This is a genomic window from Konateibacter massiliensis, from assembly GCF_900184995.1.
Taxonomy (GTDB): Bacteria; Bacillota; Clostridia; order Lachnospirales; family Lachnospiraceae; genus Lachnotalea; species Lachnotalea massiliensis.
In genome coordinates, this window is sequence record NZ_LT860097.1 from 101,122 (window position 1) to 124,727 (window position 23,606).

The following is a 23,606-nucleotide window of genomic DNA, read 5'->3' on the forward strand; positions in this document are numbered from 1 at the left end:
AATGTAAGATACGGATATTTTTTTTATAATCGCAAATACTATGAAAAAAGAAAAGGAGATATTATGGAGAACAGAAATTCAAAACCAAAGGACAGTATCGATAAATATTTAAGTGACGAATACATCAATGCGGTATCGACGACAGACTGTACCGGCTTAATTCCTTCTAATCCGGCATCGGAGGAAGAGGTGGAGTCTTATAAGGAGATATACAACTTTGAAGTTCCCATTGCCGAGAATCAGACTAAGATAAACAGCAGTGGAAAAGAATAAAAAGAGTACTTGAAAAAGGAACCTTTCGGTAGTATAATTAAAATCCTTTTTGTAATGTTCACAAAAAGGGAAATACCTACCACACGGGTTCCTTTGTCAATCTCAAAGGAAAATGAATACGAAGGTATTCTGTCGCTTGGCAAGATATTTTTATCTTAAAAATATTACTACCAGGAGGGAAAAAAGATGATTAAGGTAGAACAATTAAGCAAGACCTATCGGGTCGCAAGAAGAAGCTCTGGCTTTAAGGAGGCGGTCAAGTCGCTTTACAGCAGGGAGTATGAAGAAATTAAGGCTCTGGATTATATCTCCTTTGATATTGGTGAGGGAGAGATGGTCGGCTATATCGGTCCGAACGGAGCCGGAAAAAGCAGCACCATCAAGGTGCTAAGCGGTATTTTAACCCCGGATTCCGGGCAATGTGTCATAAACGGAAGAGTTCCGTGGAAGGACAGAAAAGCCCATGTCCGTGATATCGGTGTTGTATTTGGACAACGTTCACAGCTATGGTGGGACGTGCCGGTTTTGGATTCCTTTGAACTGCTTCGGGATATCTACAGTATTCCGAAGGAAGTGTACAAAAGAAATCTGGAGGAGCTGGTCACATTATTGTCCCTCGATCAAATTGTAAAAACCCCCGTAAGACAATTATCGCTTGGGCAGCGAATGCGGTGCGAGATTGCGGCAGCATTGCTACATAGCCCTAAAATTCTCTTTTTGGATGAGCCGACAATCGGTTTGGATGCGGTATCCAAGCTGGCGGTGAGAGAATTTATATTGAATTTAAACCAGAAACATAAGACAACGGTGATATTGACGACTCACGATATGCAGGATATTGAGGCACTTACCTCAAGAATTCTCCTGATTGGAAAAGGTAAAATCTTATTAGACGGAAGCCTGTCAGACTTAAAGGAAAAATCGAATCACAATGAAGCGTCTCTCGACGAGGTTGTCGCACAGCTTTATAAGCAGTTTCAGATTTAGGAGGTATGGAAATGGGAAAGTACATATCTTTTTTTCGCATGCGTTTTTTGAACGGCTTTCAGTACCGGACTGCGGCAGCGGCAGGAATTGTAACTCAGTTTGTGTGGGGAACGATGGAGATACTTTTGTTTCATGCCTTTTATAAGGCAAGCCCCGAAGCTTTTCCGATGGAGCTTTCTGCACTCAGCTCTTATGTCTGGATGCAACAGGCATTTCTGGCACTGTTTATGACATGGTTTTGGGAAAAAGAGCTGTTTGACGCGATACAGACCGGAAACGTGGCATATGAGATGTGCAGACCAGCGGATATTTATACGATGTGGTTTGTGAGGGGAATGGCAAACAGAGCGGCGAAAGCGGTACTTCGGTGTATGCCGATTCTTTTGCTTGCCTTTATTCTACCAAAGCCTTACGGACTGGTATTGCCGTCAGACAGCAAGGTATTTGCGTGGTTTCTTTTGTCCATGCTGCTCGGCTTCTTGGTTGTGGTGGCATTTGGCATGGTCATTTACAGCATTACATTTTATACGGTAAATCCGATGGGGATTCGTATGGTGAGCCAGTCTCTGGCAGAATTCCTTGCAGGTGCGGTGATTCCATTGCCTTTTTTACCAAACAAGATAAGAAGTATAGTGGAGCTTTTGCCATTTGCCTCTATGCAAAATGCACCGTTTCGAATTTACAGTCAGGATATAAGCGGTGCTGCTGTATATCAGACCGTTTTGCTACAGATTTTCTGGCTGATTGTTTTGGTGGCAATAGGCAAGACAATTATGGACAAGGCACTTGGCGGCTTGACCGTGCAGGGCGGCTGATAGGAGGAAGAGATGAGATTATATGTGAAATATTTGGGAATCCATGTAAAAAGTATCATGCAGTATAAGACGTCCTTTCTGCTTACTACAATCGGACAGTTTCTCGTATCCTTCAATGTATTCTTGGGGATGATGTTTATGTTTCAGCGTTTTTCCAATGTGGAGGGCTTTACTTATAGTGAGTGTCTGATGTGTTTTGCCATCGTGCTTTTGGCATTTTCCCTTGCAGAGTGCTTCTTTCGCGGGTTTGATGGATTTGCAGGGATGATAGGAAATGGCGAATTTGACCGGATACTGGTGCGCCCGAAGGGGCTTATTTTTCAGGTGATAAGCAGTAAGATAGAGCTTAGTCGAATCGGAAGAATGTTGCAGGCTATTGTTATGTTTGTATATGCAGTTCCAAGAAGCGGAATAAACTGGAATTTTGAAAAAATTGCGACAGTTTTTCTTATGATTTTTGGAGGAACGATTGTCTTTGCGGCTTTATTTATTTTGTATGCCGCTCTTTGCTTTTTTACGCTGGAGGGGCTTGAGTTTATGAATGTTTTTACGGACGGGGCAAGAGAATACGGGAAATATCCGGTGAATATATATGGGAAAAATGTTTTGAAAGTATGTACCTATATTGTTCCGTTTGCGCTGTTTCAGTATTATCCGTTTTTGTATCTGACGGGGAAAAGCGAGGCACATTATCTGGCATTGCTCCCGTTAGCAGGCTGTTTCTTTTTGCTGCCCTGCTATCTGCTTTGGAGATTAGGCGTCAGACATTATAAATCCACAGGCTCATGAGCCTGTGGATTTATAGAATGAAGTATCAGCTTCACTTGTTTTCCGAGTACAAATATTGAAGAAACTCGATGGTGTTATCCAGATTTTCCGTGTTGGCGACAATGCTGTAATATGGTGTCACCTGATAAGCATTTGTCCTCTGGAAAATAACGCTGTCACTGATATCAATGGCACAGATAAACTTATTGCCTTCGGAATCTGTTCCGGTTATAAAGTTATCCTTGTGTGCCTCATAAAAATCAGCAGGAAGCACTTCTGACAAATCGGCAAACGCATCGACATCAGCGAAGAAGTTAACCATATCCTTGTCCATAATAGTTGCGTCAATAGTCTTTGATGCAAATTGGGCAAACATTTTCGCAGAGGAATTCATGCTGTATTCATCGGATACCTCGGGATCCATCTGGATGGAAGTGTCCATGTTCAGTCTTGTGTCGGACAAATCAAGCTGAGCGTACGCCGCAAAATCATCCATGAGAGTAGTTTCATTTGAACTCATCAAATTCGTATTGACAAGGGTGAGATACAGATAAGTAGGCTTGGAATTTTCAATTTGAGCATCTACAATGCCGTATATCAAAATAATTCCGGCTATCGTTCCGATAATCCAATATTTATAATACTCCCATATATAACCAACCTTATCTTTGAACTTCATCTTACTTAACTTTTCTTTTTCAATCTGAAATTTTTCTTTAAAATTCATGCTTGCCTCCAGTTATGATAATTGCAATTATTTTCAATAAAGCTATTCTAACATAAAGTTGTATAAATTTTGTGAAAAATCTTTTTTTTCTTTCAAAAAAGATAGATATCGGCTATAATAGAATAGACTTCTTTTAAATTTTAATAAGTAAAGTGATTTCAGGAGGATAAAAGAATGAATGAAGTATTTATAGAACAACTGGTTAAAAGAAAGACGACAGCAAAGAGTATAGCATTAAAGGCAGCCCTAATCGGTGTCACGATTATTATATTTGCCTCATCTTTGATTATTCCGTTTGGCTTAGTGTTAGGTATCCTGATGGTAATGCTGGATGTTTATCTGTTTAAAATGTTTGACCTGGAGTTTGAGTACACCTATGTAAGAGGTGAGCTTGCAGTTGATAAGATTATGGGAAAAGAAAGACGTAAGAAGGCAGCATCTTTTGATTTATCTAAGTTAGAGATTGTAGCGCCTGCTGATTCTTATCTGCTTGATTCGTTTAAAAACAGCAACAAGACATATGATTTTTCCTCTATGGAGGAAGGACATACGGTTTATGCTTTGATTTTACACGGAAACAGCGGCTATGATAAGGTTTTATTTGAGCCAAACTCTGAGATTTTAAGCGCGATGCGCGATGCACATCCGAGAAAAATAAATATCTAATCAGGAGATAAAAATTGTAATTGACATAAATTAATATTTTTGTTAGACTAGAGAAACTAGAACAATGAGAAGCTGCAGAGGATAAAACTATCCTTTGCAGCTACAATATTATAATGAGATAAGAAAGAGAGGATAAAAGAATGGGTAAGATTATTGGTGAAGGAATTACGTTTGATGACGTCCTTTTGGTGCCGGCATATTCAGAGGTCATTCCTAATCAAGTGGATTTATCAACTTACTTAACAAAGTCAGTTAAACTGAACATTCCTATGATGAGCGCAGGAATGGACACCGTAACAGAGCACAGAATGGCAATTGCAATGGCGAGACAGGGTGGTATCGGAATCATTCACAAAAATATGTCCGTTGAAAAGCAGGCCGAGGAAGTAGACAAGGTAAAACGTTCTGAGAATGGTGTTATCACAGACCCATTTTATTTATCACCGGAGCACACGTTGGAGGATGCTAACAACCTTATGGCAAAATTCAGAATTTCCGGAGTACCGATTACAGAAGGTAAAAAACTGGTAGGTATTATCACAAACCGTGATTTAAAATTCGAAGAGGATTATACGAAGAAAATTAAAGAATCTATGACTTCAGAAGGGCTGATTACCGCACAGGAAGGAATCACTCTGGATGAGGCAAAGAAGATTTTGGGGGCAGCAAGAAAAGAAAAGCTTCCGATTGTGGACAAGGATTTTAACCTAAAAGGTCTTATCACAATCAAGGATATTGAAAAGCAGATTAAATATCCGCTTTCTGCAAAGGACGAGCAGGGTAGATTGCTTTGCGGTGCCGCAGTAGGCATCACAAACAACGTATTGGAACGCGTGGAGGCGTTGGTAAATGCTAAAGTAGATGCCATCGTAGTGGATTCTGCTCACGGACATTCCTTAAATATCATCAAGGCAGTAAAAGAGATAAAGGCAAAATTCCCCAAATTACAGGTGATTGCCGGAAACGTTGCGACGGGAGCAGCGACAAGGGCACTGATTGAGGCAGGAGCTGATGCAGTAAAGGTAGGTATCGGACCGGGTTCTATCTGTACAACACGTGTTGTTGCAGGTATCGGTGTACCTCAGATTACCGCTGTTATGGACTGCTACGAGGCGGCAAAGGAATATGGCGTTCCGATTATCGCTGACGGCGGTATCAAATACTCCGGTGATATGACAAAGGCGATTGCAGCAGGTGCCAACATTTGTATGCTTGGAAGTATTTTTGCAGGCTGTGATGAAAGTCCGGGAACCTTTGAGCTGTATCAGGGAAGAAAATACAAGGTATACCGCGGAATGGGCTCTATTTCAGCGATGGAGAACGGAAGCAAGGACCGCTATTTCCAAAGTGATGCGAAGAAGCTTGTACCGGAAGGTGTGGAAGGACGTGTTGCCTATAAGGGGACCGTAGAAGATACCGTATTCCAGTTAATGGGCGGTTTACGCTCCGGAATGGGATATTGCGGAACACCAAGCATCGAAGAATTAAAAGAAAAGGGCAGCTTTGTCAAGATATCAGCCGCTTCCTTAAAGGAAAGCCACCCACATGATATCCATATCACAAAGGAAGCTCCAAACTATAGTGTAGATCAATAAGAATAACGAACCGTTACTTTGGCTTTAAACCAGAGCAGCGGTTTTTTTGTTATAGGATTAGGGTGTCAAAAGGTGCTACGCACGTATTCTGACACAGGATACTGCCGGGCAAGCAAGCTTTCCCGTCAATATCTTGTGTCAGAATTGCACCTTCGGTGCTTTTGACACCTTAATCATTATAGGAAAATTACTCTGTTTAAAACCTTTTCAAAATATTAATAAAATATTAAATATTTATGGCGAAAGATAGTATATAATGGAGTATATTCAATGTAAAAAGGGAAGAGCTTATGGGAAAAAATAAAGGAAAAAACAGAAGACGAAAAATAATGATTAGATGGTTTTTGCTCGGAGCAATTGCTATGCTCGTTATCTCCTGCATTCTTGCAGTGGTGAGCTGGGTGATAAAACCAAAGGTGGTGCAGGATGCGCCGGAATTTGAGGTGAATCTTCTTACAATGAATGAATATTCCAGATCCGGTGAGGCGAATCGGAAAATAAATGGGATTGTCATTCATTATACTGCGAATCCGGGAACAACGGCGGCACAGAACAGAAACTATTTTGAGGGACTGAAGGACAGCCAGCTGACGAAGGCAAGCAGCCATTTTATCATAGGGCTGGAGGGAGAGATCATTCAGTGTATTCCTACGAATGAAATCGCTTATGCCTCCAACGACAGAAATTATGATACCATTTCGATTGAATGCTGTCACGCGGACGAGACAGGCAAATTTAATGAAGAGACTTATGAATCGCTTGTACACCTGACGGCATGGCTGTGCGGTAAATTTGATTTAAAGCCGTCCGATGTGATACGGCATTATGATGTGACAGGAAAACTGTGTCCGCTCTACTATGTGGAGCATGAGGATGCATGGGAACAGTTTATAGATGATGTAAAAGAATATATTGATACATATGGTATAAAGTAACTTACCGGGGGATGAAATGCAAAAAAGGCGTCGAAGAAGAAAAAGAAGCAGCGCGGTTATGACAGTCGCAATATTCAGCACAATCGTATTAGTGTGCTTAAGCTATTATGGAATATTAAAAAAAGAAATCAGGATGCTTCCGAGCAAGGAGCCGGTAAAGATGGAAACAGTATCCGCCAACGGTCAGCCTGATGAGGAGAAGGAAAAAATTGAAAAGCCGGATTGGATCACGGAGGATTATGTGCCAATCAATGAATATTCCAGACCTGGGAAAAAATTGGAGGCGGTGAATGCGGTAGTCATTCATTATACAGGAAATCCTGGAACGACGGCAGCACAAAACAGAAATTACTATGGCGAGCTTGCAACGACCAAGGAAGCCTCGGTGAGCAGTAACTTTGTGGTTGGAATTGAGGGCGAGGTCATCCAGTGTGTTCCGTCCGATGAGGTTGCCTATGCCTCGAATGACCGCAACTCGGACACTCTTTCGATAGAGGTGTGCCACAAGGATAAAAGCGGTAAGTTTACAGATGCAAGTTATGAAAGTGTTATAAAGCTGACAGCATATCTTTGTGAGGAATTTGATCTCAAAGAAGATCAGATTATCCGCCACTATGATGTGACCGGCAAGAAATGCCCGCTCTACTATGTAGAGCATGAGGATAAATGGAAACAGTTAAAAAAAGATGTAATGGAAAGCATGGAAATGGATAGCTGGAAACAAAATTAGTGTGAGCAACGCTCACACTAATTTTTAATACCATAGGAAAGTTCTCCGATTCCCTATGGTATTAAAAATATTTATGCGCACCTCGCGGAGCAGAAGTTGTTGCTTTGCAACCCGCTCGGGCGCGAAGTGTGAGCAATGCTCACACTTTCTTATACGCACTACGTGGCAGCTTTATTCTTATTATATTAAGAACTTTTGATAAAGCTGGTGGTATCGCAATCATTTACAAAGAAGCTGTCCTCATATTTTGATACAGCATTTGTAATAAACTGCTGAAACATTCTATCGACCTCAGCCAAATCCACTGTTTGAAAAGGGAGCCTTTTTAATATCAAAGAATCATCCCTATTTTCAGCCGCAAATTCTGCGCTATCCCAATCTGTTTCAACGCTTTCCGGTAAATAGAGCGGTTTGGCATCGGTTGTAAGCCTTGCAATTTCACTGAGCCGAAACAGCTTATCCAGAGGGATTTTGCCGCTGACGGATTGTGTATCACCAAGCTTTAAAGTATATTCAATATTACCATAGGCATCCGTGCCGGTTTGCGGGGTACTTATGGAAGCAGAGTTGTCCTGCCTTGTAATTAAGCTGTCTCGAATAACACGACCGCTGCCCGAAAGAAATTCAGAGAGAAAATCTTCAAAGCTTTTGGTGATAGTGCCTTTGCCACCCTCAATTCGCGTGCCCTCAAATCTACTGTCAAAATGTTTTGTGAATTGATGGACTTGAACACCACTGTCATTCGAAACGCGAATGTCAATATCTAAAATCATAACTCATTCTCCCAATAAGCTTAAGGTGTCATACCTTAAGCTTAATAACGTAATATACCAATAATCTATACAGTTAATATCGGAAGAAATTTACATTTTATTAATAGAGAGAATGATTCATTATTGTATGTCGTTTGGATGACAGAGGCTGACTAAAGATAATTAATATTCCACTTCCAACAAAAACAATCCTTGTGCATCGGCTGGAAGAAGCGCCTCCGGGGCTTCTTTTCCGGATAAAAGAGCGCTTACTTCTGAAGTTCTCATACGTCCGGCACCGATTTCCATCATAATGGCAACCATCATACGTGCCATGTTGTGAAGGAAATCGTTTGCATGTATGACAATCTGAAGCTCATTCTCCTTGCTTATGATATCGATGGAGTAAATTTCTTTTTCCGTGGACTTGCTTTTCTTAACCGTGGAAAACTCTTTAAAATCATGCTTTCCAATGAATGCCTTAGAAGCCTCCTGCATCAGTTTGACATCAAGCCTTGCAAAGGAATGATACATATATTTGCGATCAAAAACACTTGGGAATTCTCCGTTTGAAATGCGGTATAAATATTTTTTACTTTTTGCATTTAAGCTGCTGTGAAAGCGCTCCGGCATATCCTCCACGTTTTTTATTGCGATATCCATCGGGAGATAGCGGTTAAAATAATTTTTTATCTCATATGTCTTTAGATGACTCTCTGTTTTAAAATTGACAATTTGTGCATAGGCATGTACCCCTACCTCCGTGCGGGCACCGCAAAACAGCTCGCCTTTTGCTCCTGTCATTTTCTCAATGATTTCCAACAGCTTATTTTCAACTGTGTTTGTGGACTCACCCTTTCCGAGACGCTGCCATCCGCTGTAGCGTCCTCCGTCGTATTCTATTGTTAATTTGATATTTCTCATTGCTTATACCAGCCTTTCTTCACGGTTTCTTCTGCTTTTCCTATTATATGTGAATTATAAGGAGATAACAAGCGATATTTTCGTAAAACGGAAGGCTAAATGGTGACGTCTCATGGATAAAATATAAGGGGAAATGATGAAAAAACAATATATATTAGACAAACTTATCAATGGGCGTTAGAAAATTTAAAGCCATAAGCCTTGAAAAAAGAATGGCTCTAGTGTAGAATGTCAATATAAGCTGTATAACTGGCGGAAAGTGAGAGCACTCACAGGGAGTACAGCGGAACATGCCGACCGCCTGGGCAACCTGATTTGGTTTCTCAGAGGGTCTTTTTTATATTCCGGGAAATGCAGAAGAATTTTTCGAAATATAAAAAACTATTATGCACACCTCACGGAGGGGAAATCCAATATCAGTCTCATAAAAATTAAATGGAGGTCAAAACATGAGAGCATTAATCAGTGTATCAGACAAAACAGGTATTGTTGAATTAGCAAAGGAATTTGACAAGCTGGGAATTGAAATCATCTCTACCGGAGGAACTTACAACAAGCTGAAGGAGGAGGGAGTAAAGGCAATCGAAATCTCCGAACTCACAGGCTTCCCGGAATGTCTGGACGGAAGAGTAAAGACGCTTCATCCGGTTGTTCACGCTGGATTGCTGGCAATGCGTTCTAAGCCGGAGCATATGAAGCAGATTGAGGATTTAAACATTGAGACGATTGATATTGTTATCGTAAATTTATACCCGTTTAAGGCAACCATATTAAAGGATGGCGTGACAAGAGACGAAGCGGTGGAAAACATCGATATCGGCGGTCCGACTATGCTTCGCTCAGCGGCAAAGAATTATCAGGATGTAGCGGTGGTTGTAGATCCGAGAGATTATGAGATGGTACTTTCCGAACTGAAAAAAGACAAGCAGGTTTCTCTGGACAGCAAGTTTTATTTGATGCAGAAAGTGTTTATGCATACTTCTAACTATGACACCATGATAGCGGACTATCTGAAAAAAGAAAGAAAAGACGAGTCTCTGCCGGAGACGTTGACGATGACCTTTGAGAAGGTGCAGGATATGAGATATGGGGAAAATCCTCATCAGTCTGCTGCATTTTACAGAGAAGTCGGAAAACTCAAAGGCTCTATTGTAGATGCGGTGCAGTTAAACGGAAAAGAGCTTTCCTTTAATAACATTAACGATACAAACGGTGCACTTGAGCTGCTGAAGGAATATACAGAGCCTACTGTTGTTGCGTGTAAGCATGGAAATCCTTGCGGTGTCGGTTCAGCAGACAATATTATGGAGGCTTGGACAAAGGCTTATACAGCAGATAAAACTTCTATTTTTGGCGGAATTGTCGTAATCAACAGAGAAGTGACAAAAGAATTGGCAGAGGAAATGAAGCAGATTTTCTTGGAAGTGATTGTGGCACCTTCCTATGAAAAGGAAGCGTTGGAAATTCTTCAGACAAAGAAAAATGTTCGTGTACTTCAGCTTGCGGATATCTCTGTTCCTCAGCCTGCAACTGCGTATGACCTAAAGAAGGTAAACGGCGGATTGATTGTTCAGACAATTGACAGTAAATTACTGCCGGAGGATAAGGAAGTACAGGTAGTGACGAAGAAAGCGCCGACCAAAGAGCAGATGGAGGATTTACTCTTTGCATGGAAGATGGTTAAGTTTGTTAAGTCAAACGGAATTGCAATGGCAAAGAATAAGCAGTCCATCGGTATCGGACCGGGACAGGTAAACCGCGTATGGGCAGCAAAGCAGTCCGTGGAGCACGCAATCGAACTAATCGGAGAGGATGCTACAAAAGGAGCAGTACTTGCTTCCGATGCATTTTTCCCGTTTGATGACTGTGTGGAGGTGGCACATCAGGCAGGAATTACAGCGATTATACAACCGGGCGGTTCTGTTCGCGATGAAGATTCCATCAAGAAATGTGATGAATATGGAATTGCTATGATATTTACAGATATGAGACATTTTAAGCATTAATTAGAACAAGGAATGTGCCTTTCCTATTATATTAAAAAAGCAACCAAGTCACTCCATAAGTGAGGTGACTTGGTTGCTTTTTTGATACGGTTATTTCTTCAAAAACCCAAACAGTCCCTTTTTTTCATAGGGGCTACTGGTGACGAGTTTCACTGCATAGCCGGTATCGCCAATGACGTTTTTCAGAGTTGCCTCGTCAAGGGTTTGCTCTGATAATATGATGGACTCTCCCTTGCTGTGAGAGGAAGTGACCTTCTTAATATCAAACGCCTTACGGATGGCGTCATTGATATGAGATTCACACATGCCGCATGCCATTCCATCAATCTTTACCTTTGTTTCAAACATTTCAAAACGCTCCTTTCGGCTCTTTGCTAGCTATGATTGCATCTATGCAAGAGGAGTTAGTAAAGGCTAACTAAATCATATCAAAATGTAACTTTTCAGTCAAGAAAAAGATAAGATGGATCAGATACGACAACCTACTCTAAATTAAGTTTCTTGCCGATGATATGATTTGTGATAAAGAAATACACCATCGCCAAAGCAAATGATACCACGTAGGATAAAATCATCATAGGTCCGAAGGCTGATGTTATGCTGCTAGCATTGTCAGTTTCTGCTTGTAAAATTGTTATAAAGCCAAACGGTACCATGGAAACGCTGGATATTATCTGGGAAATAATATAAAGAGCCACATACGCACCAAGGGAAAACAGTACCTTGTGATTTCGCATAGTCTGCCCGATGGCAATGGAAGTATAAAACATAATAAGCATGTAAAATACAGAAATAATGCTGCCGATGACGATAAACAAAATCAAGCCCGGTAAGGAGAGACCGAATTCAGTTAACATGATTTCCTTAAAATAACCCAGTCCTTCCGCAAAGTCAGGAACGGAAGATATCTGACTGCAAACCAATACAAAGATGGAAATCAAGGTACAAATTGCATTGATAATCACCCATGTAAAGCCGACAACCAGCTTGGAACAAATAAGCTCATAGGATTTAACCGGCAAAGTATTCATCAGATAGCCTTCATCTGTGAAAAGGTTTCGGTAAAACCTCACGACGATGTAGATGGTTACGGCAGCCGCAACAGCAATTAAAATGACAATATACAGAGCAAGTGTCAAAGTCGTGATATAATCAAAGCGTGTGTTTTTGCTCAAACTGATTGCAATGACACCGGCAAGCGTCACCAAAAATAACGCAATGTGGAGAATACCAAGTATTTTGGAAACAGCTTTAAATTCGTATTTAATTAATTTTCCTAACATTTGAATACCTCCCGAAACAGTGCATCTACTGATTTACCTTGTTCAAAACGAATGTTGTCCACGGTAGATTGCAATTTTAATTCCCCGTCCTTGATAAACACCACATCATCCAAAATATTCTCAATGTCGGAGATCAAATGAGTGGATATAATGATGGATGCATTTTCATTGTAATTAGATATAATCGTATTTAAAATATAATCTCTTGCCGCAGGATCGACGCCGGCAATCGGCTCATCCAGACAGTAAAGCTCTGCGTCACGGCTCATAACTAAAATAAGCTGAACCTTTTCCTTTGTTCCCTTTGACATAGTGCGCAGGCGGTCCTCTGGGTTGATGTTTAAGTGGCTTAGCATGTCGTATGCCTTTTCCTTGTTAAAGTTATCATAAAAATCCTCAAAAAAGTTAATAAGGTCCCTTACGCGGGAAGCGTTGTCCAGATAGGTACGCTCCGGCAGATAGGAAACTATTTTCTTTGTCTCAACGCCCGGAACAAGGCCGTTTATTTTGATGCTGCCCTTATCAGGAACCAAAAGTCCGTTGATTAGCTTGATTAAAGTGCTCTTTCCGCTGCCGTTCGGACCGAGCAGTCCTGTGATATGCCCCGGCTCTATCGTTAAATTAATATCTGAAAGGGCAGTTTTTAGACCGTATTTTTTGACTAAAGACTGACACTCTAATATATTGCTCATTCCTTTTCCTCCCCTAATGCATGTTCAATAAGCTGCATGGTTTCTTCTTTTTTATAGCCTAACTGCTTCATTTTTTCAAAAAATTCCGTAATCTGGTCAATTGCCAGTTGATTTTTAACATTTTTAATCATATCTTGATCCTCCGTTATAAATCTGCCGCTGGTGCGCTGTGAATAGACAAGTCCTTCGCGTTCCAGTTCTGTTAGAGCTTTCTGCATTGTATTCGGGTTGACTGAAGCGTCTGCCGCCAGCTCCCGCACGGAAGGGATCTTGTCGCCTGCTTTGTAGACGCCGGCAATAATATCCATTTTTATCTTATCCACCAACTGTGAATAGATTGGTCTGTCAGAATTCAGATTCCATGTCAAGAATCTCACCTCGTTTCTTTCTTAAAATAATCATTTTGTATTATTGTACTAAATGCTTAATACAATAATACGTGTGAAAAAGAAAAATGTCAAGTAGAAAAATATTTTTTATCCCGCATTTGACATCGTTATTGGAAATGCTTATAATGAATGAAAAATACTGATTGATTTCTATTCAACTAGGAGGAACCTATGAAGTGTCCATTTTGTAGTAATGAGAATACGAGGGTAATTGATTCGAGACCCGCGGATGATAATAGTTCAATTCGAAGAAGACGTTTATGCGACGAGTGCGGAAAGCGTTTTACAACCTATGAAAAGGTTGAGACAATCCCGCTTATCGTAATTAAGAAAGATAATAACAGAGAGCAGTACGACCGCTCCAAGATTGAGGCTGGTGTTCTGCGTGCGTGTCATAAAAGACCCGTATCTGCAAACGATATCAATAAGTTGATTGACGATGTGGAAAATGAGATTTTTAACAGGGAAGAAAGAGAAATAGAGAGCAATCAAATCGGTGAGATTGTTATGGACAAACTGAAGGATTTGGAGGCGGTTGCCTATGTGAGGTTTGCGTCTGTTTATCGGGAGTTTAAGGATGTCAACACCTTTATGGAGGAGTTGACCAAGCTTTTGAACCAGTAAGGATAAGGAATGCGGCATGAAAAATTATTTATTAATCATTCAATATGACGGAAGTGCTTATCACGGCTGGCAAAAACAGAAAAACACTGCAAATACCATACAGGAAGTGCTGGAACATACAATCGGAAATTTGCTTGGAGAGAAAATTGAGCTTCATGGCTCAGGAAGAACAGACAGCGGTGTTCATGCACTGGGGCAGGCGGCTAATTTTAAATGTAAGGCTTTTTTACCGTCCGACTTTTTGCAAAATTTGAATGAAGGATTGCCGCCGGACATTAAGGTGACAAGCCTGTCGGAGGTGCCGATAGAATTTCACAGCAGATTTTCGGCTGTGGCAAAGCAATATGAGTATTACATATGCTGTGAAGACAGACCGAGCGTATTTAGACGAAAGTATGTGTACCATATCGAAAAGAAGCCGGACATGGAGGCGATGAGACAGGCTGCCCGGCTTTTTACCGGAATGCATGATTTTAGGAGCTTTTCCTCCGAAAAAAATCCGGAAAAAGGCTGTAGCAGAACCATATATGAAATCACGGTGACAGAGGAGAGAGGCGAGATCGTCCTCTCTTTTTACGGAAACGGATTTCTGTATAATATGGTAAGAATTTTGTCGGGAGTGCTGTTAAAGGTTGGGACGGGTGAGCTTAAACTGGAAGAAATAGAAGCAGCCCTGCATACCGGAGAGCGTGAGTTTGCAAAAGGAATATTGCCTGCCTGCGGCTTAGTACTTAAGCAGGTGTTTTATGAGAATGGTAACTGGAAATAATTGTTTACCAAAACTAAACTTTAAGTTTAGAAAAAAATAAAGTTTTTCTAAAAAACAGTTGACTTTGGGAGAGGAAATAGTATATAATTCAGCTTACAGCAAAAGCATTTAGAAAAGTTTTTGCAGGAATTTTTTTGACCATTTCTGATAGAATTTTGTCGGGAATTAAGGCCATACGGACAGCTGGGTCAAATGCCGAACTGGCAACTTGGTTGCCTTATTGATTGAGTTTTTACTCAAATTTTATAAGTTGATGTTTTATATTTAATATGTGAATTAAAACATTGAGTTAGTGACTACACAACCGTGTGCATGAAGATGCACATCACACTTGTGAAAAATCAATAAGAGTGGTAAAAGTAAATTCTTGCTATATAGACTCTATATGCTAATATTGGATAAATAAAATGAGAATGTAAATTCAAATATAAATAATACAAATTAGTGAATGAATTCAAGTGTAAAGTAGTAGCAGACTGCCTTTGTACTTGAATTTTTTGCGTTACAAGGGCTGCGTGAATGCGCAAACGAAAAGTGAGTGCGGGTGCCGCTCTCCATATATTATTATGTGCAAAAATAGCACAAATGGAGGTAAGTATGCAGTTAAATCAAAATCGTATGCCCATCTATGAGGCACTAAACAATTTTAAGAAGGAAAGAGTTGTTCCCTTTGATGTTCCCGGTCATAAGAGGGGAAAGGGAAATGAAGAGCTTACGAGCTTCCTGGGAGAAAAATGTCTGGCAGTTGACGTAAATTCCATGAAGCCTCTAGATAACCTGTGTCACCCGATGTCAGTCATACGCGAGGCGGAGGAGCTGGTTGCAGATGCGTTCGGCGCTGCACACGGCTTTTTGATGGTGGGCGGAACCACCTCTGCAGTTCAAAGCATGGTTTTGGCGGCATGTAAGACAGGGGATAAAATTATTATGCCGCGAAATGTGCACAGAAGTGCCATCAATGCACTTATTTTAAGCGGAGCTACCCCGGTTTATGTAAATCCCGGAGTTGACAACAGGCTTGGAATTGCACTTGGCATGTCTCTAAAAGAATTAGAGAAGGTAATTAAGGAACATCCCGATGCAAAGGCGATTTTAGTGAACAATCCGACCTATTACGGGATTTGCTCAGATATGAAAGGGATAACAGAGCTTGCACATAAGCATGGTATGCTGGTGCTCGCCGACGAAGCACATGGAACGCATTTTTATTTTGATGAGAATCTTCCAATCTCGGCAATGGAGGCAGGTGCTGATATGGCGGCAATCAGTATGCATAAGTCAGGAGGAAGCCTGACACAAAGTTCACTTTTGCTGCTCGGACCAAATGTGAATGAGGGCTATGTAAGGCAGATTATCAACCTGACCCAGACGACAAGCGGCTCCTATCTGTTAATGTCAAGTCTTGATATTTCAAGAAAAAATCTGGCACTCCATGGAAGAGACATCTTTGAGCGCGTGAGAAGCCTTGCAGCCTATGCGAGAGAGGAAATCAACCAAATTGGGGATTACTATGCATACAGCAAGGAACTGGTGAACAACGACACTATTTTTGACTATGATGTGACAAAGCTTTCGATTAACACACTGGATATTGGCTTGGCAGGAATTGAGGTGTATGATTTACTGCGCGATGAGTACGGCATCCAGATCGAATTCGGAGATATCGGAAATATTTTGGCTTACATCTCAGTTGGAGACAGAGAGCGAGACATTGAGAGGCTTGTGAGTGCGCTTGCAGAAATAAGGAGAAGATTTAAGAAGGACAGAGCGGGAATGCTTGATCATGAATATATCAGCCCGATTGTGACGGTAACGCCGCAGCAGGCATTTTACGGAGAAAAATATTCTATGCCGATTAAGGAAACAATAGGAAAGGTATGTAGTGAGTTTGTGATGTGTTATCCGCCGGGAATTCCGATTTTAGCACCCGGAGAGCGGATTACAAAGGATATTTTGGACTATATTTTGTATGCGAAAGAGAAGGGCTGTTTTATGACGGGTCCTGAAGATTTGACAATAGAGAGATTAAACGTACTAAAGTAGGAGGAGAAAAAATGGAATTTTGGTTTACCGAGCATCACACACCGGGTGTAAACTTTTCAATTAAAGTAGATAGACAACTATTTAGCGCACAGAGTGAAATTCAGCGGATTGATATTTTCGAATCGAAGGATTTTGGACGTTTTTTGGCGATGGACGGAAATATGATGCTGACCGAAAAGGATGAATTTATCTATCATGAGATGATTGTTCATGTTCCGATGGCGGTTCACCCGAATGTAAAAAAGGTATTGGTAATCGGAGCAGGCGACGGCGGAGTGATTCGTGAGCTTGCCCGTTATGAGACGATTGAGCATATCGATATGGTGGAGCAGGACGAGCTGGTCGTGGAGGTCTGTAAAAAATATCTGCCCGTTACGGCTTGCTGCCTTGATGATAAGAGGGTGGATATCATTTATCAGGATGAGCTGAAATTTGTGCGCAACTGCCACAACGAGTACGATTTGATTATTGTCGATTCCACCGATCCGTTTGGTCCGGCAGAGGGCTTGTTTACAAAAGAATTTTATGGGAACTGCTCCAAGGCATTGAAAGAGGACGGCATTATGGTAAACCAGCATGAGAGTGCCTTCTACAATGATGATGCGATTATGATGCAGCGGATTCACAAGAGAATTGTGGAGAGCTTTCCAATTAGCCGGGTTTATCAGGCACATATTCCGACCTACCATTCGGGCTACTGGCTGTTTGGCTTTGCCTCGAAGAAATATCATCCGATTAAGGATTTCAGCAGCACGAGGTGGAATGCGAGAGGGCTTGGAACAAAATATTATAACACCCAGCTGCATGTAGGTGCGTTTGCACTGCCAAACTATATAGAGGAGCTGTTACGAGATGTGGAATAAAAATATAGAGACATTTATCGGCTGTGATGCCGAATATGCAGAGGCGGATATTGTGTTGTTCGGAGCACCCTTTGACTCCACAACCTCCTATCGTCCGGGAACGAGATTTGCAAGCAAGACGATGAGAAGCGAATCCTTTGGGCTGGAGACATACAGTCCTTATCAGGATAAGGACATGGAGGAAATCAAGGTGTTTGACGGCGGTGACTTGGAGTTAGCCTTCGGAAATACAAGGCGGGCACTGGATGACATCAAGGAGACGGCATCAACAATCCTAAAGGATAATAAAATTCCCTGCATGATAGGCGGAGAACATCTGGTGACGCTTGGAGCAGTGGAAGCCGTTGCCGAAAAATATAAGGATTTACGCGTGATACATTTTGATGCGCACACCGATTTGCGAGAGGACTACTTAGGCGAAAAGCTGTCCCACGCAAGCGTGATCCGAAGAGTCTGGGATATCGTCGGAGACGGAAAAATTCATCAATTCGGAATTCGAAGCGGAGAAAAGGCAGAGTTTACATGGGCAAAGACCCATACGAACCTCCACAAATTTTCTTTTGAAGGCTTGGAAGAAGCAGTTCAGGAATGCGAGGGCTATCCGGTTTATTTTACGATTGACTTGGACGTGCTCGATCCTTCTGTGTTTCCGGGGACAGGAACGCCGGAAGCCGGAGGAGTTACATTTCTGGAGCTGTTAGATGCGATGAAGAAGGTAAGCGGGCTTTCAATTGTAGGCATGGATGTCAATGAACTGTCACCGGTCTATGACCAGAGCGGGATGTCTACGGCGGTTGCCTGCAAGATATTGAGAGAATTGCTTTTGCTCGTTGGATAACGGGGAAGAAGTATGTGGAAAGATATGCGGGAAATAAAATGAAGTGTGCATAAAGAACAAATAGAATAAAAAAATAAAATAAAATAAAATACAAAATAGAGTAAATTATTATCCTAAGGAGGAATTACAATTGAAAAGAGCGTTAATTATCGGCTGCGGCGGAGTTGCACAGGTGGCAATCCACAAGTGCTGTCAAAATAGTGAGGTATTTGAGGAAATTATGATAGCGAGCCGCACGAAAAGTAAATGTGATAAATTAAAGGCAGAGCTGGAAGGAAAGACAAAGACGATTATCCACACGGCACAGGTAGATGCGGACAATGTGGAGGAACTGGTGGCATTGATTAAGTTGTTCCAGCCGAAAGTGGTGCTCAATCTTGCACTGCCTTATCAGGACCTTACCATAATGGATGCGTGTCTGGAGACAAAGACACACTATATTGACACGGCAAATTATGAGCCGTTAGATACGGCAAAATTTGAGTACAAATGGCAGTGGGAATACAAGGAAAGATTTGAGAAGGCAGGTATCATGGCACTTCTTGGAAGCGGTTTTGACCCGGGCGTGACCAGTGTTTTTTCAGCCTATGCCTTAAAGCATGAGTTTGATGAAATCAATTATATTGATATTTTGGACTGCAACGGCGGTGACCATGGTTATCCTTTCGCGACAAACTTCAATCCGGAAATTAATATCCGCGAGGTTTCCGCAAACGGAAGCTACTGGGAAAACGGAGAATGGGTAGAAACAGAGCCGATGGAAATCAAGAGAGAATATGATTTCAAGGGTGTTGGAGTGAAGGATATGTATTTGCTGCACCATGAGGAGTTGGAATCTCTTGCAATCAACATGCCGGGTATCAAGAGAATTCGTTTTTTTATGACGTTTGGACAGAGCTATCTGACCCATCTAAAATGTTTAGAAAATGTTGGAATGACCTCCATTGAGCCGATTGAGTTTGAGGGAAAACAGATTGTTCCGCTGCAGTTTTTAAAGGCGGTGCTTCCTGACCCTGCAAGCTTGGGACCTCGAACGGTCGGAAAGACAAATATCGGCTGCATTTTCAGAGGAAAAAAAGACGGAAAAGACAAAACCTATTATCTGTACAACATCTGCGATCATCAGGAATGTTACAAGGAGGTAGGTTCACAGGCAATCAGCTATACAACCGGAGTACCGGCGATGATTGGAGCCATGCTTGTTATGAATGACACATGGACCGGTAAGGGTGTCTTTAATATAGAAGAGTTTGATCCGGACCCATTTATGGAGGCATTGAACAAATGGGGACTTCCTTGGGAGGAAGACTTTAATCCGGTTTTAGTGGACTAGTTGGAGGAATTTTATGAATTATGAGGAAATCCAAACGCCCTGCTATGTGGTGGAGGAAGAAAAATTAATTCAAAATCTGGAGATTTTAAAAAGAGTCAGAGAGGAAACTGGCTGTCATATTTTGCTTGCACAGAAGTGTTTTTCGATGTATGCGACCTATCCTCTGATTGGCAAATATTTAAACGGAACGACGTCAAGCGGCCTGTATGAGGCAAGGCTTGCGCATGAATATATGGAGGGGGAAAACCATATTTATGCGGCGGCTTACCGCGAGGAGGAGATGGAAGAAATTTTTACCATTTGCGACCACATCGTGTTTAACTCCTTCGGGCAATGGGAAAAATACAGACACTTGGCGGCAAAATATAAAAAAGAATGCGGCATCCGCATCAATCCGGAATACTCTACGCAGGAGGGACATGCAATCTATGATCCCTGCGCCCCATTTTCTAGAATGGGCGTCACGAAGGAAAACTTTCGAGAGGATTTGCTGGAGGGAATTTCGGGACTTCATTTTCATACGCTTTGTGAGCAAAATTCAGATGATTTACTCACAACACTTCAGGCGGTGGAGGAGCAGTTCGGACATCTCCTCTATCAGATGAAATGGCTGAATTTTGGGGGCGGACACCATATCACGAGAGAGGATTATGATATTCAAACTCTTGTTAGCTGTATCAATCATATGAAAGAAAAATATGATTTGGAAATTTATCTGGAGCCGGGGGAGGCAGTTGCGTTGAATGCAGGCTATCTTGTCACGACAGTGCTTGATGTGATACACAACGGAATGCCGATTGCGATTTTGGATACCTCCGCCGCCTGTCATATGCCGGACGTGTTGGAAATGCCTTATCGTCCCAATATTGTAGATGCAGGAGAGCCGGGAGAAAAGCCGTACACCTATCGGCTTGGAGGTCCTACCTGTCTGGCTGGAGATGTGATAGGGGATTATTCCTTCGAAAAATCGCTGGAGATCGGTTCAAGGCTGCTGCTCTGTGACATGGCAATTTATTCGATGGTGAAAAACAATACGTTTAACGGGATGAAGCTGCCTGCGATTGCATTGAGCCGAAATGGTGAGATTGAAATTGTAAAAGAATTCGGTTATGAGGATTTTAAGATGAGATTATCATAACGGGGAGATAGAAGGCCAGCCGGGGTGAAGGAATGAGAATAGGAATGTTTATGCCTTTTTGGAAAGAGATGTCTTTGAAAAACAAATTATATTCCATTATGTTAAGTGTCGGAGTGCTCATGGCATTGGTTATTCTGGTAAATACGAGGATAATCTATGTATTTATTGATGATGTGAGGGTACTCATGGACGATAATTTAACCAGTTATAAATTTCAAGAGGCGTTGGGGAATGAAGTGGACAGCTTTGCAAAGCTGATACGAAACAATACATCGGAAAATGAAAAGCTGTTTTCGGAGGCTTGCAGTGGGACGGAGAAAACATTGCTTAGCCTCCCCTATGATTATACCCAGATAGGGGAAGCGAGATATGCGATTACATGGAATATTCGAAACAGTTATGGAGAATACAAAAAACAAAGAGATAAAGTATTAGAAATGCGCTCTAATGAGACCGGCTATATCACAGAGGTATATAAGGCGTATCAAATGCAGGAGTATTTGCAGGACTACACCGCGCGTCTGATGAAAGAGGTGCTGGATGGGGGAAATATTTATTATGAGGAGCGCGTGGCTTTTTTAAAGCAGCTTCCTTATGTAGTGTTTGGCAGTGCAATTATGGCACTGGCTTTGTTTTTTTATTTGACAAGAATGCTGACGAAAAATATGATCACAGTGCTTTCAGATTTGGTTGTGGCATCAAAAGGAATTGAAAAAAACGACTTTTCGATACCGGATGTAATCTGGGAAGGAAAGGATGAGGTCGGACAGCTTGTGTATGCTTTTAATAAAATGAAGCATTCAACGCAGGATTATGTCCAGACCTTGGAGGAAAAACGTGAGGTGGAGGAAAGGCTTTATGAACAGGATTTAGAGAGAGCCGAATTGGAGCAGCGCTTTTCGGAAGCCCAGCTTCAATTGCTCAAGAGCCAGTTAAACCCTCATTTTCTTTTTAATACCTTAAATATGATTTCAAGGATGGCGCAGATGGAGGAAGCACCAATATCGCATGAAATGCTTATTGTTTTGAGTAATCTATTGAGATATAGTCTGAGAACGACAGCTCCTTTTGCTCCTCTCAATCAGGAATTGAAGGTTGTGGAAGACTACATGTACATTCAAGAGAAGCGGTTTGGCGATAGAATTAGCTGGAAAATAGACTGTCAGGTACAGTCTCAAATGATTGAATTGCCGGTCTTTTTACTTCAGCCGTTGGTTGAGAATGCAGTTATTCATGGAATTTCTATGAAGGAGGAGGGGGGCAGCATTTTGGTTTGTATCAGGCAGGAGGAAGACCAGCTTTTTATTGTGGTTGAGGATACCGGACTGGGTATGACAAGCGAGAAACTGGAGCAAATCCGAAATGCAATTAAACAACGTGGAACTGGTGTCGGTATCGGAATGGGAAATATTTATCGAAGGATTTCGGCTTATTATGAGCAGGGGGAAGTTTCGGTAGATAGCCGGGAAAATGAGGGAACCCGTATCCAGATTACGTTGGGAAGGAGAAAACAGTAATGTATCGGATTTTAATTGCAGAAGATGAATTGATTGAGAGAATGATGCTAAAAAAAACCTTACAGAAAAAATTTATGGAAACCTGTGAGATTTTAGAGGCAGAGAACGGAAAAAAAGCATTGGAGATTTTTCGAAGCACTGATATTGATATTGTGATTTTGGACATTGAAATGCCTGGTATAAAGGGGATTGAAGCAGCTGAAATTATGCGGCGGGAAAAAGAGGGGTTTTGCATTATTTTTCTCACGGCATATGATAAATTTGAGTACGCCAAAAAGGCAATCAGCGTACATGCGCTGGAATATTTATTAAAGCCTTATTCAGAAAAAGAACTGGTTTTTGTGGTGGAAGAGGCGCTTCATCTGGCGGAGGAGTATGGAGAAAGAAAGTGGAATGATAATTATACTTCACGTGTCATGGAGCTTATGAAAAGTGAGGGAACAAAAAAGGATAGTGTACCGGAGGTATTGGCCAGTGAAGAAGAGAATGTAAGCCGGTTTAATGTGCTCGTATCCATGATGGAGGAATATGTCAGAGGGAATTATATGAATGACATTTCGATGCAGGAAGCGGCAAGGGCAATCAGCTACTCAGAGCCTTATTTCTGTAAAATGTTTAAACAGCAATTCGGACTGAACTTTACGACGTATTTGACGGAGTATCGTATGAATGAGGCAAAAAAGCTGCTGAAGCAGCCGAATATAAGTGTTAAGGAAGTGGGGGTTAAGGTGGGATATCCTGACTCTAGCTATTTTGCCAGAGTATTTAAAAGAATTATAGGAATCAGCCCTTCCGAATATCAGGTACAAAAATTAAAGGAATTTTCAGAATAGGAATAAAGATGGTGCTGCCGTTTGAAAAAATGGCAGCACTTTTTTTGTATAAACAGAAAAAATAAACCTCCGGCTATGCCGGTGGTCCCACGGTTTTGCTTTAGCT

The 23,606-nt window shown here is 41.5% G+C and carries 25 protein-coding genes and 1 riboswitch; of the genes, 18 read left to right on the forward strand and 7 right to left on the reverse strand.

The genetic code is table 11. The annotated features are described in order from the left end of the window. Window positions 1-63: 63 nt before the first annotated feature. The 4 genes from CTY48_RS00455 (at window position 64) to CTY48_RS00470 (ending at window position 2,864) form a co-directional block, all read left to right on the forward strand. The gene (locus CTY48_RS00455) at window positions 64-273 is read left to right on the forward strand and encodes a hypothetical protein (protein WP_099466553.1); all 210 of its coding nucleotides are present in this window, start codon (window positions 64-66) and stop codon (window positions 271-273) included. A gap of 186 nt (window positions 274-459) precedes the next feature. After that, on the forward strand, window positions 460-1,260 hold the full coding sequence (locus CTY48_RS00460; protein WP_099466554.1) for an ABC transporter ATP-binding protein: 801 nt from the start codon (window positions 460-462) through the stop codon (window positions 1,258-1,260). Window positions 1,261-1,271: 11 nt separating this feature from the next. Next, entirely contained in the window at window positions 1,272-2,075 is an 804-nt protein-coding gene (locus CTY48_RS00465) for an ABC transporter permease (protein ID WP_099466555.1), read from the forward strand. A gap of 12 nt (window positions 2,076-2,087) precedes the next feature. Beyond that, a complete protein-coding gene (locus tag CTY48_RS00470) occupies window positions 2,088-2,864 on the forward strand; it encodes an ABC transporter permease (RefSeq protein WP_099466556.1) in 777 nt (258 codons plus the stop codon). A 31-nt stretch (window positions 2,865-2,895) separates the two neighbouring features. On the opposite strand, the gene CTY48_RS00475 is transcribed toward CTY48_RS00470, so the two are convergent. Further along, window positions 2,896-3,570, reverse strand: coding sequence for a hypothetical protein (locus CTY48_RS00475; RefSeq protein WP_099466557.1), 675 nt, complete (start codon window positions 3,568-3,570; stop codon window positions 2,896-2,898). A 174-nt stretch (window positions 3,571-3,744) separates the two neighbouring features. Between CTY48_RS00475 and CTY48_RS00480 the strand changes: the two genes are divergently transcribed. From CTY48_RS00480 to CTY48_RS00495, 4 genes are all read left to right on the forward strand, one after another. Continuing rightward, window positions 3,745-4,236: a DUF6106 family protein gene (locus CTY48_RS00480; protein ID WP_099466558.1), complete on the forward strand. Its 492-nt coding sequence runs from the start codon at window positions 3,745-3,747 to the stop codon at window positions 4,234-4,236. A gap of 140 nt (window positions 4,237-4,376) precedes the next feature. Further along, window positions 4,377-5,831: an IMP dehydrogenase gene (gene guaB / locus CTY48_RS00485; protein WP_099466559.1), complete on the forward strand. Its 1,455-nt coding sequence runs from the start codon at window positions 4,377-4,379 to the stop codon at window positions 5,829-5,831. A 290-nt stretch (window positions 5,832-6,121) separates the two neighbouring features. Continuing rightward, window positions 6,122-6,766: a peptidoglycan recognition protein family protein gene (locus tag CTY48_RS00490; protein WP_099466560.1), complete on the forward strand. Its 645-nt coding sequence runs from the start codon at window positions 6,122-6,124 to the stop codon at window positions 6,764-6,766. Window positions 6,767-6,782: 16 nt separating this feature from the next. Then, window positions 6,783-7,496, forward strand: a complete 714-nt coding sequence (locus CTY48_RS00495; RefSeq protein WP_236354657.1) for a peptidoglycan recognition protein family protein — start codon at window positions 6,783-6,785, stop codon at window positions 7,494-7,496. A gap of 185 nt (window positions 7,497-7,681) precedes the next feature. Here the strand turns inward: CTY48_RS00495 and CTY48_RS00500 are convergent, their stop codons facing one another. Continuing rightward, entirely contained in the window at window positions 7,682-8,269 is a 588-nt protein-coding gene (locus tag CTY48_RS00500; protein WP_099466561.1) for a hypothetical protein, read from the reverse strand. Between the two features lie 162 nt (window positions 8,270-8,431). Beyond that, window positions 8,432-9,172: a tRNA pseudouridine(38-40) synthase TruA gene (truA, locus tag CTY48_RS00505; protein ID WP_099466562.1), complete on the reverse strand. Its 741-nt coding sequence runs from the start codon at window positions 9,170-9,172 to the stop codon at window positions 8,432-8,434. 235 nt (window positions 9,173-9,407) lie between these two features. Next, a riboswitch (ZMP/ZTP riboswitch) is annotated at window positions 9,408-9,486 on the forward strand. A 135-nt stretch (window positions 9,487-9,621) separates the two neighbouring features. Between truA (CTY48_RS00505) and purH the strand changes: the two genes are divergently transcribed. Next, complete coding sequence (gene purH / locus CTY48_RS00510) at window positions 9,622-11,178, forward strand: bifunctional phosphoribosylaminoimidazolecarboxamide formyltransferase/IMP cyclohydrolase (RefSeq protein ID WP_099466563.1); 1,557 nt, start codon at window positions 9,622-9,624, stop codon at window positions 11,176-11,178. Between the two features lie 90 nt (window positions 11,179-11,268). On the opposite strand, the gene CTY48_RS00515 is transcribed toward purH, so the two are convergent. From CTY48_RS00515 to CTY48_RS00530, 4 genes are all read right to left on the reverse strand, one after another. Continuing rightward, window positions 11,269-11,526 (reverse strand): heavy-metal-associated domain-containing protein, encoded by a 258-nt coding sequence (locus CTY48_RS00515; RefSeq protein ID WP_099466564.1) that lies wholly within the window; start codon window positions 11,524-11,526, stop codon window positions 11,269-11,271. A gap of 134 nt (window positions 11,527-11,660) precedes the next feature. Next, the gene (locus CTY48_RS00520) at window positions 11,661-12,461 is read right to left on the reverse strand and encodes a hypothetical protein (protein ID WP_099466565.1); all 801 of its coding nucleotides are present in this window, start codon (window positions 12,459-12,461) and stop codon (window positions 11,661-11,663) included. Next, window positions 12,455-13,153 carry an ABC transporter ATP-binding protein gene (locus CTY48_RS00525; RefSeq protein ID WP_099466566.1) on the reverse strand — a complete coding sequence of 233 codons (699 nt, stop codon included), beginning with the start codon at window positions 13,151-13,153 and terminating at the stop codon, window positions 12,455-12,457. The genes CTY48_RS00520 and CTY48_RS00525 overlap by 7 nt, the downstream gene beginning before the upstream one ends. Continuing rightward, complete coding sequence (locus CTY48_RS00530) at window positions 13,150-13,521, reverse strand: GntR family transcriptional regulator (protein WP_099466567.1); 372 nt, start codon at window positions 13,519-13,521, stop codon at window positions 13,150-13,152. Before CTY48_RS00530 ends, CTY48_RS00525 begins: the two co-directional genes overlap by 4 nt. A gap of 192 nt (window positions 13,522-13,713) precedes the next feature. On the opposite strand from CTY48_RS00530, the gene nrdR reads away from it, so the two are divergent. From nrdR to CTY48_RS00575, 9 genes are all read left to right on the forward strand, one after another. After that, entirely contained in the window at window positions 13,714-14,166 is a 453-nt protein-coding gene (gene nrdR / locus CTY48_RS00535; RefSeq protein WP_099466568.1) for a transcriptional regulator NrdR, read from the forward strand. 16 nt (window positions 14,167-14,182) lie between these two features. Next, a complete protein-coding gene (gene truA / locus CTY48_RS00540; protein ID WP_099466569.1) occupies window positions 14,183-14,935 on the forward strand; it encodes a tRNA pseudouridine(38-40) synthase TruA in 753 nt (250 codons plus the stop codon). 597 nt (window positions 14,936-15,532) lie between these two features. Beyond that, the gene (locus tag CTY48_RS00545; RefSeq protein ID WP_099466570.1) at window positions 15,533-16,978 is read left to right on the forward strand and encodes an aminotransferase class I/II-fold pyridoxal phosphate-dependent enzyme; all 1,446 of its coding nucleotides are present in this window, start codon (window positions 15,533-15,535) and stop codon (window positions 16,976-16,978) included. A gap of 11 nt (window positions 16,979-16,989) precedes the next feature. Continuing rightward, window positions 16,990-17,841 carry a polyamine aminopropyltransferase gene (gene speE / locus CTY48_RS00550; RefSeq protein ID WP_099466571.1) on the forward strand — a complete coding sequence of 284 codons (852 nt, stop codon included), beginning with the start codon at window positions 16,990-16,992 and terminating at the stop codon, window positions 17,839-17,841. Beyond that, window positions 17,831-18,679, forward strand: coding sequence for an agmatinase (speB, locus tag CTY48_RS00555; protein WP_099466572.1), 849 nt, complete (start codon window positions 17,831-17,833; stop codon window positions 18,677-18,679). Before speE ends, speB begins: the two co-directional genes overlap by 11 nt. A 130-nt stretch (window positions 18,680-18,809) precedes the next feature. Continuing rightward, the gene (locus CTY48_RS00560) at window positions 18,810-20,012 is read left to right on the forward strand and encodes a saccharopine dehydrogenase family protein (protein WP_099466573.1); all 1,203 of its coding nucleotides are present in this window, start codon (window positions 18,810-18,812) and stop codon (window positions 20,010-20,012) included. 13 nt (window positions 20,013-20,025) lie between these two features. Then, window positions 20,026-21,150 carry a carboxynorspermidine decarboxylase gene (nspC, locus tag CTY48_RS00565; RefSeq protein WP_099466574.1) on the forward strand — a complete coding sequence of 375 codons (1,125 nt, stop codon included), beginning with the start codon at window positions 20,026-20,028 and terminating at the stop codon, window positions 21,148-21,150. A 68-nt stretch (window positions 21,151-21,218) separates the two neighbouring features. Continuing rightward, window positions 21,219-22,667, forward strand: coding sequence for a sensor histidine kinase (locus tag CTY48_RS00570; protein WP_236354666.1), 1,449 nt, complete (start codon window positions 21,219-21,221; stop codon window positions 22,665-22,667). Beyond that, window positions 22,667-23,500, forward strand: a complete 834-nt coding sequence (locus tag CTY48_RS00575) for a response regulator transcription factor (RefSeq protein ID WP_099466576.1) — start codon at window positions 22,667-22,669, stop codon at window positions 23,498-23,500. The genes CTY48_RS00570 and CTY48_RS00575 overlap by 1 nt, the downstream gene beginning before the upstream one ends. Window positions 23,501-23,606 lie beyond the last annotated feature (106 nt).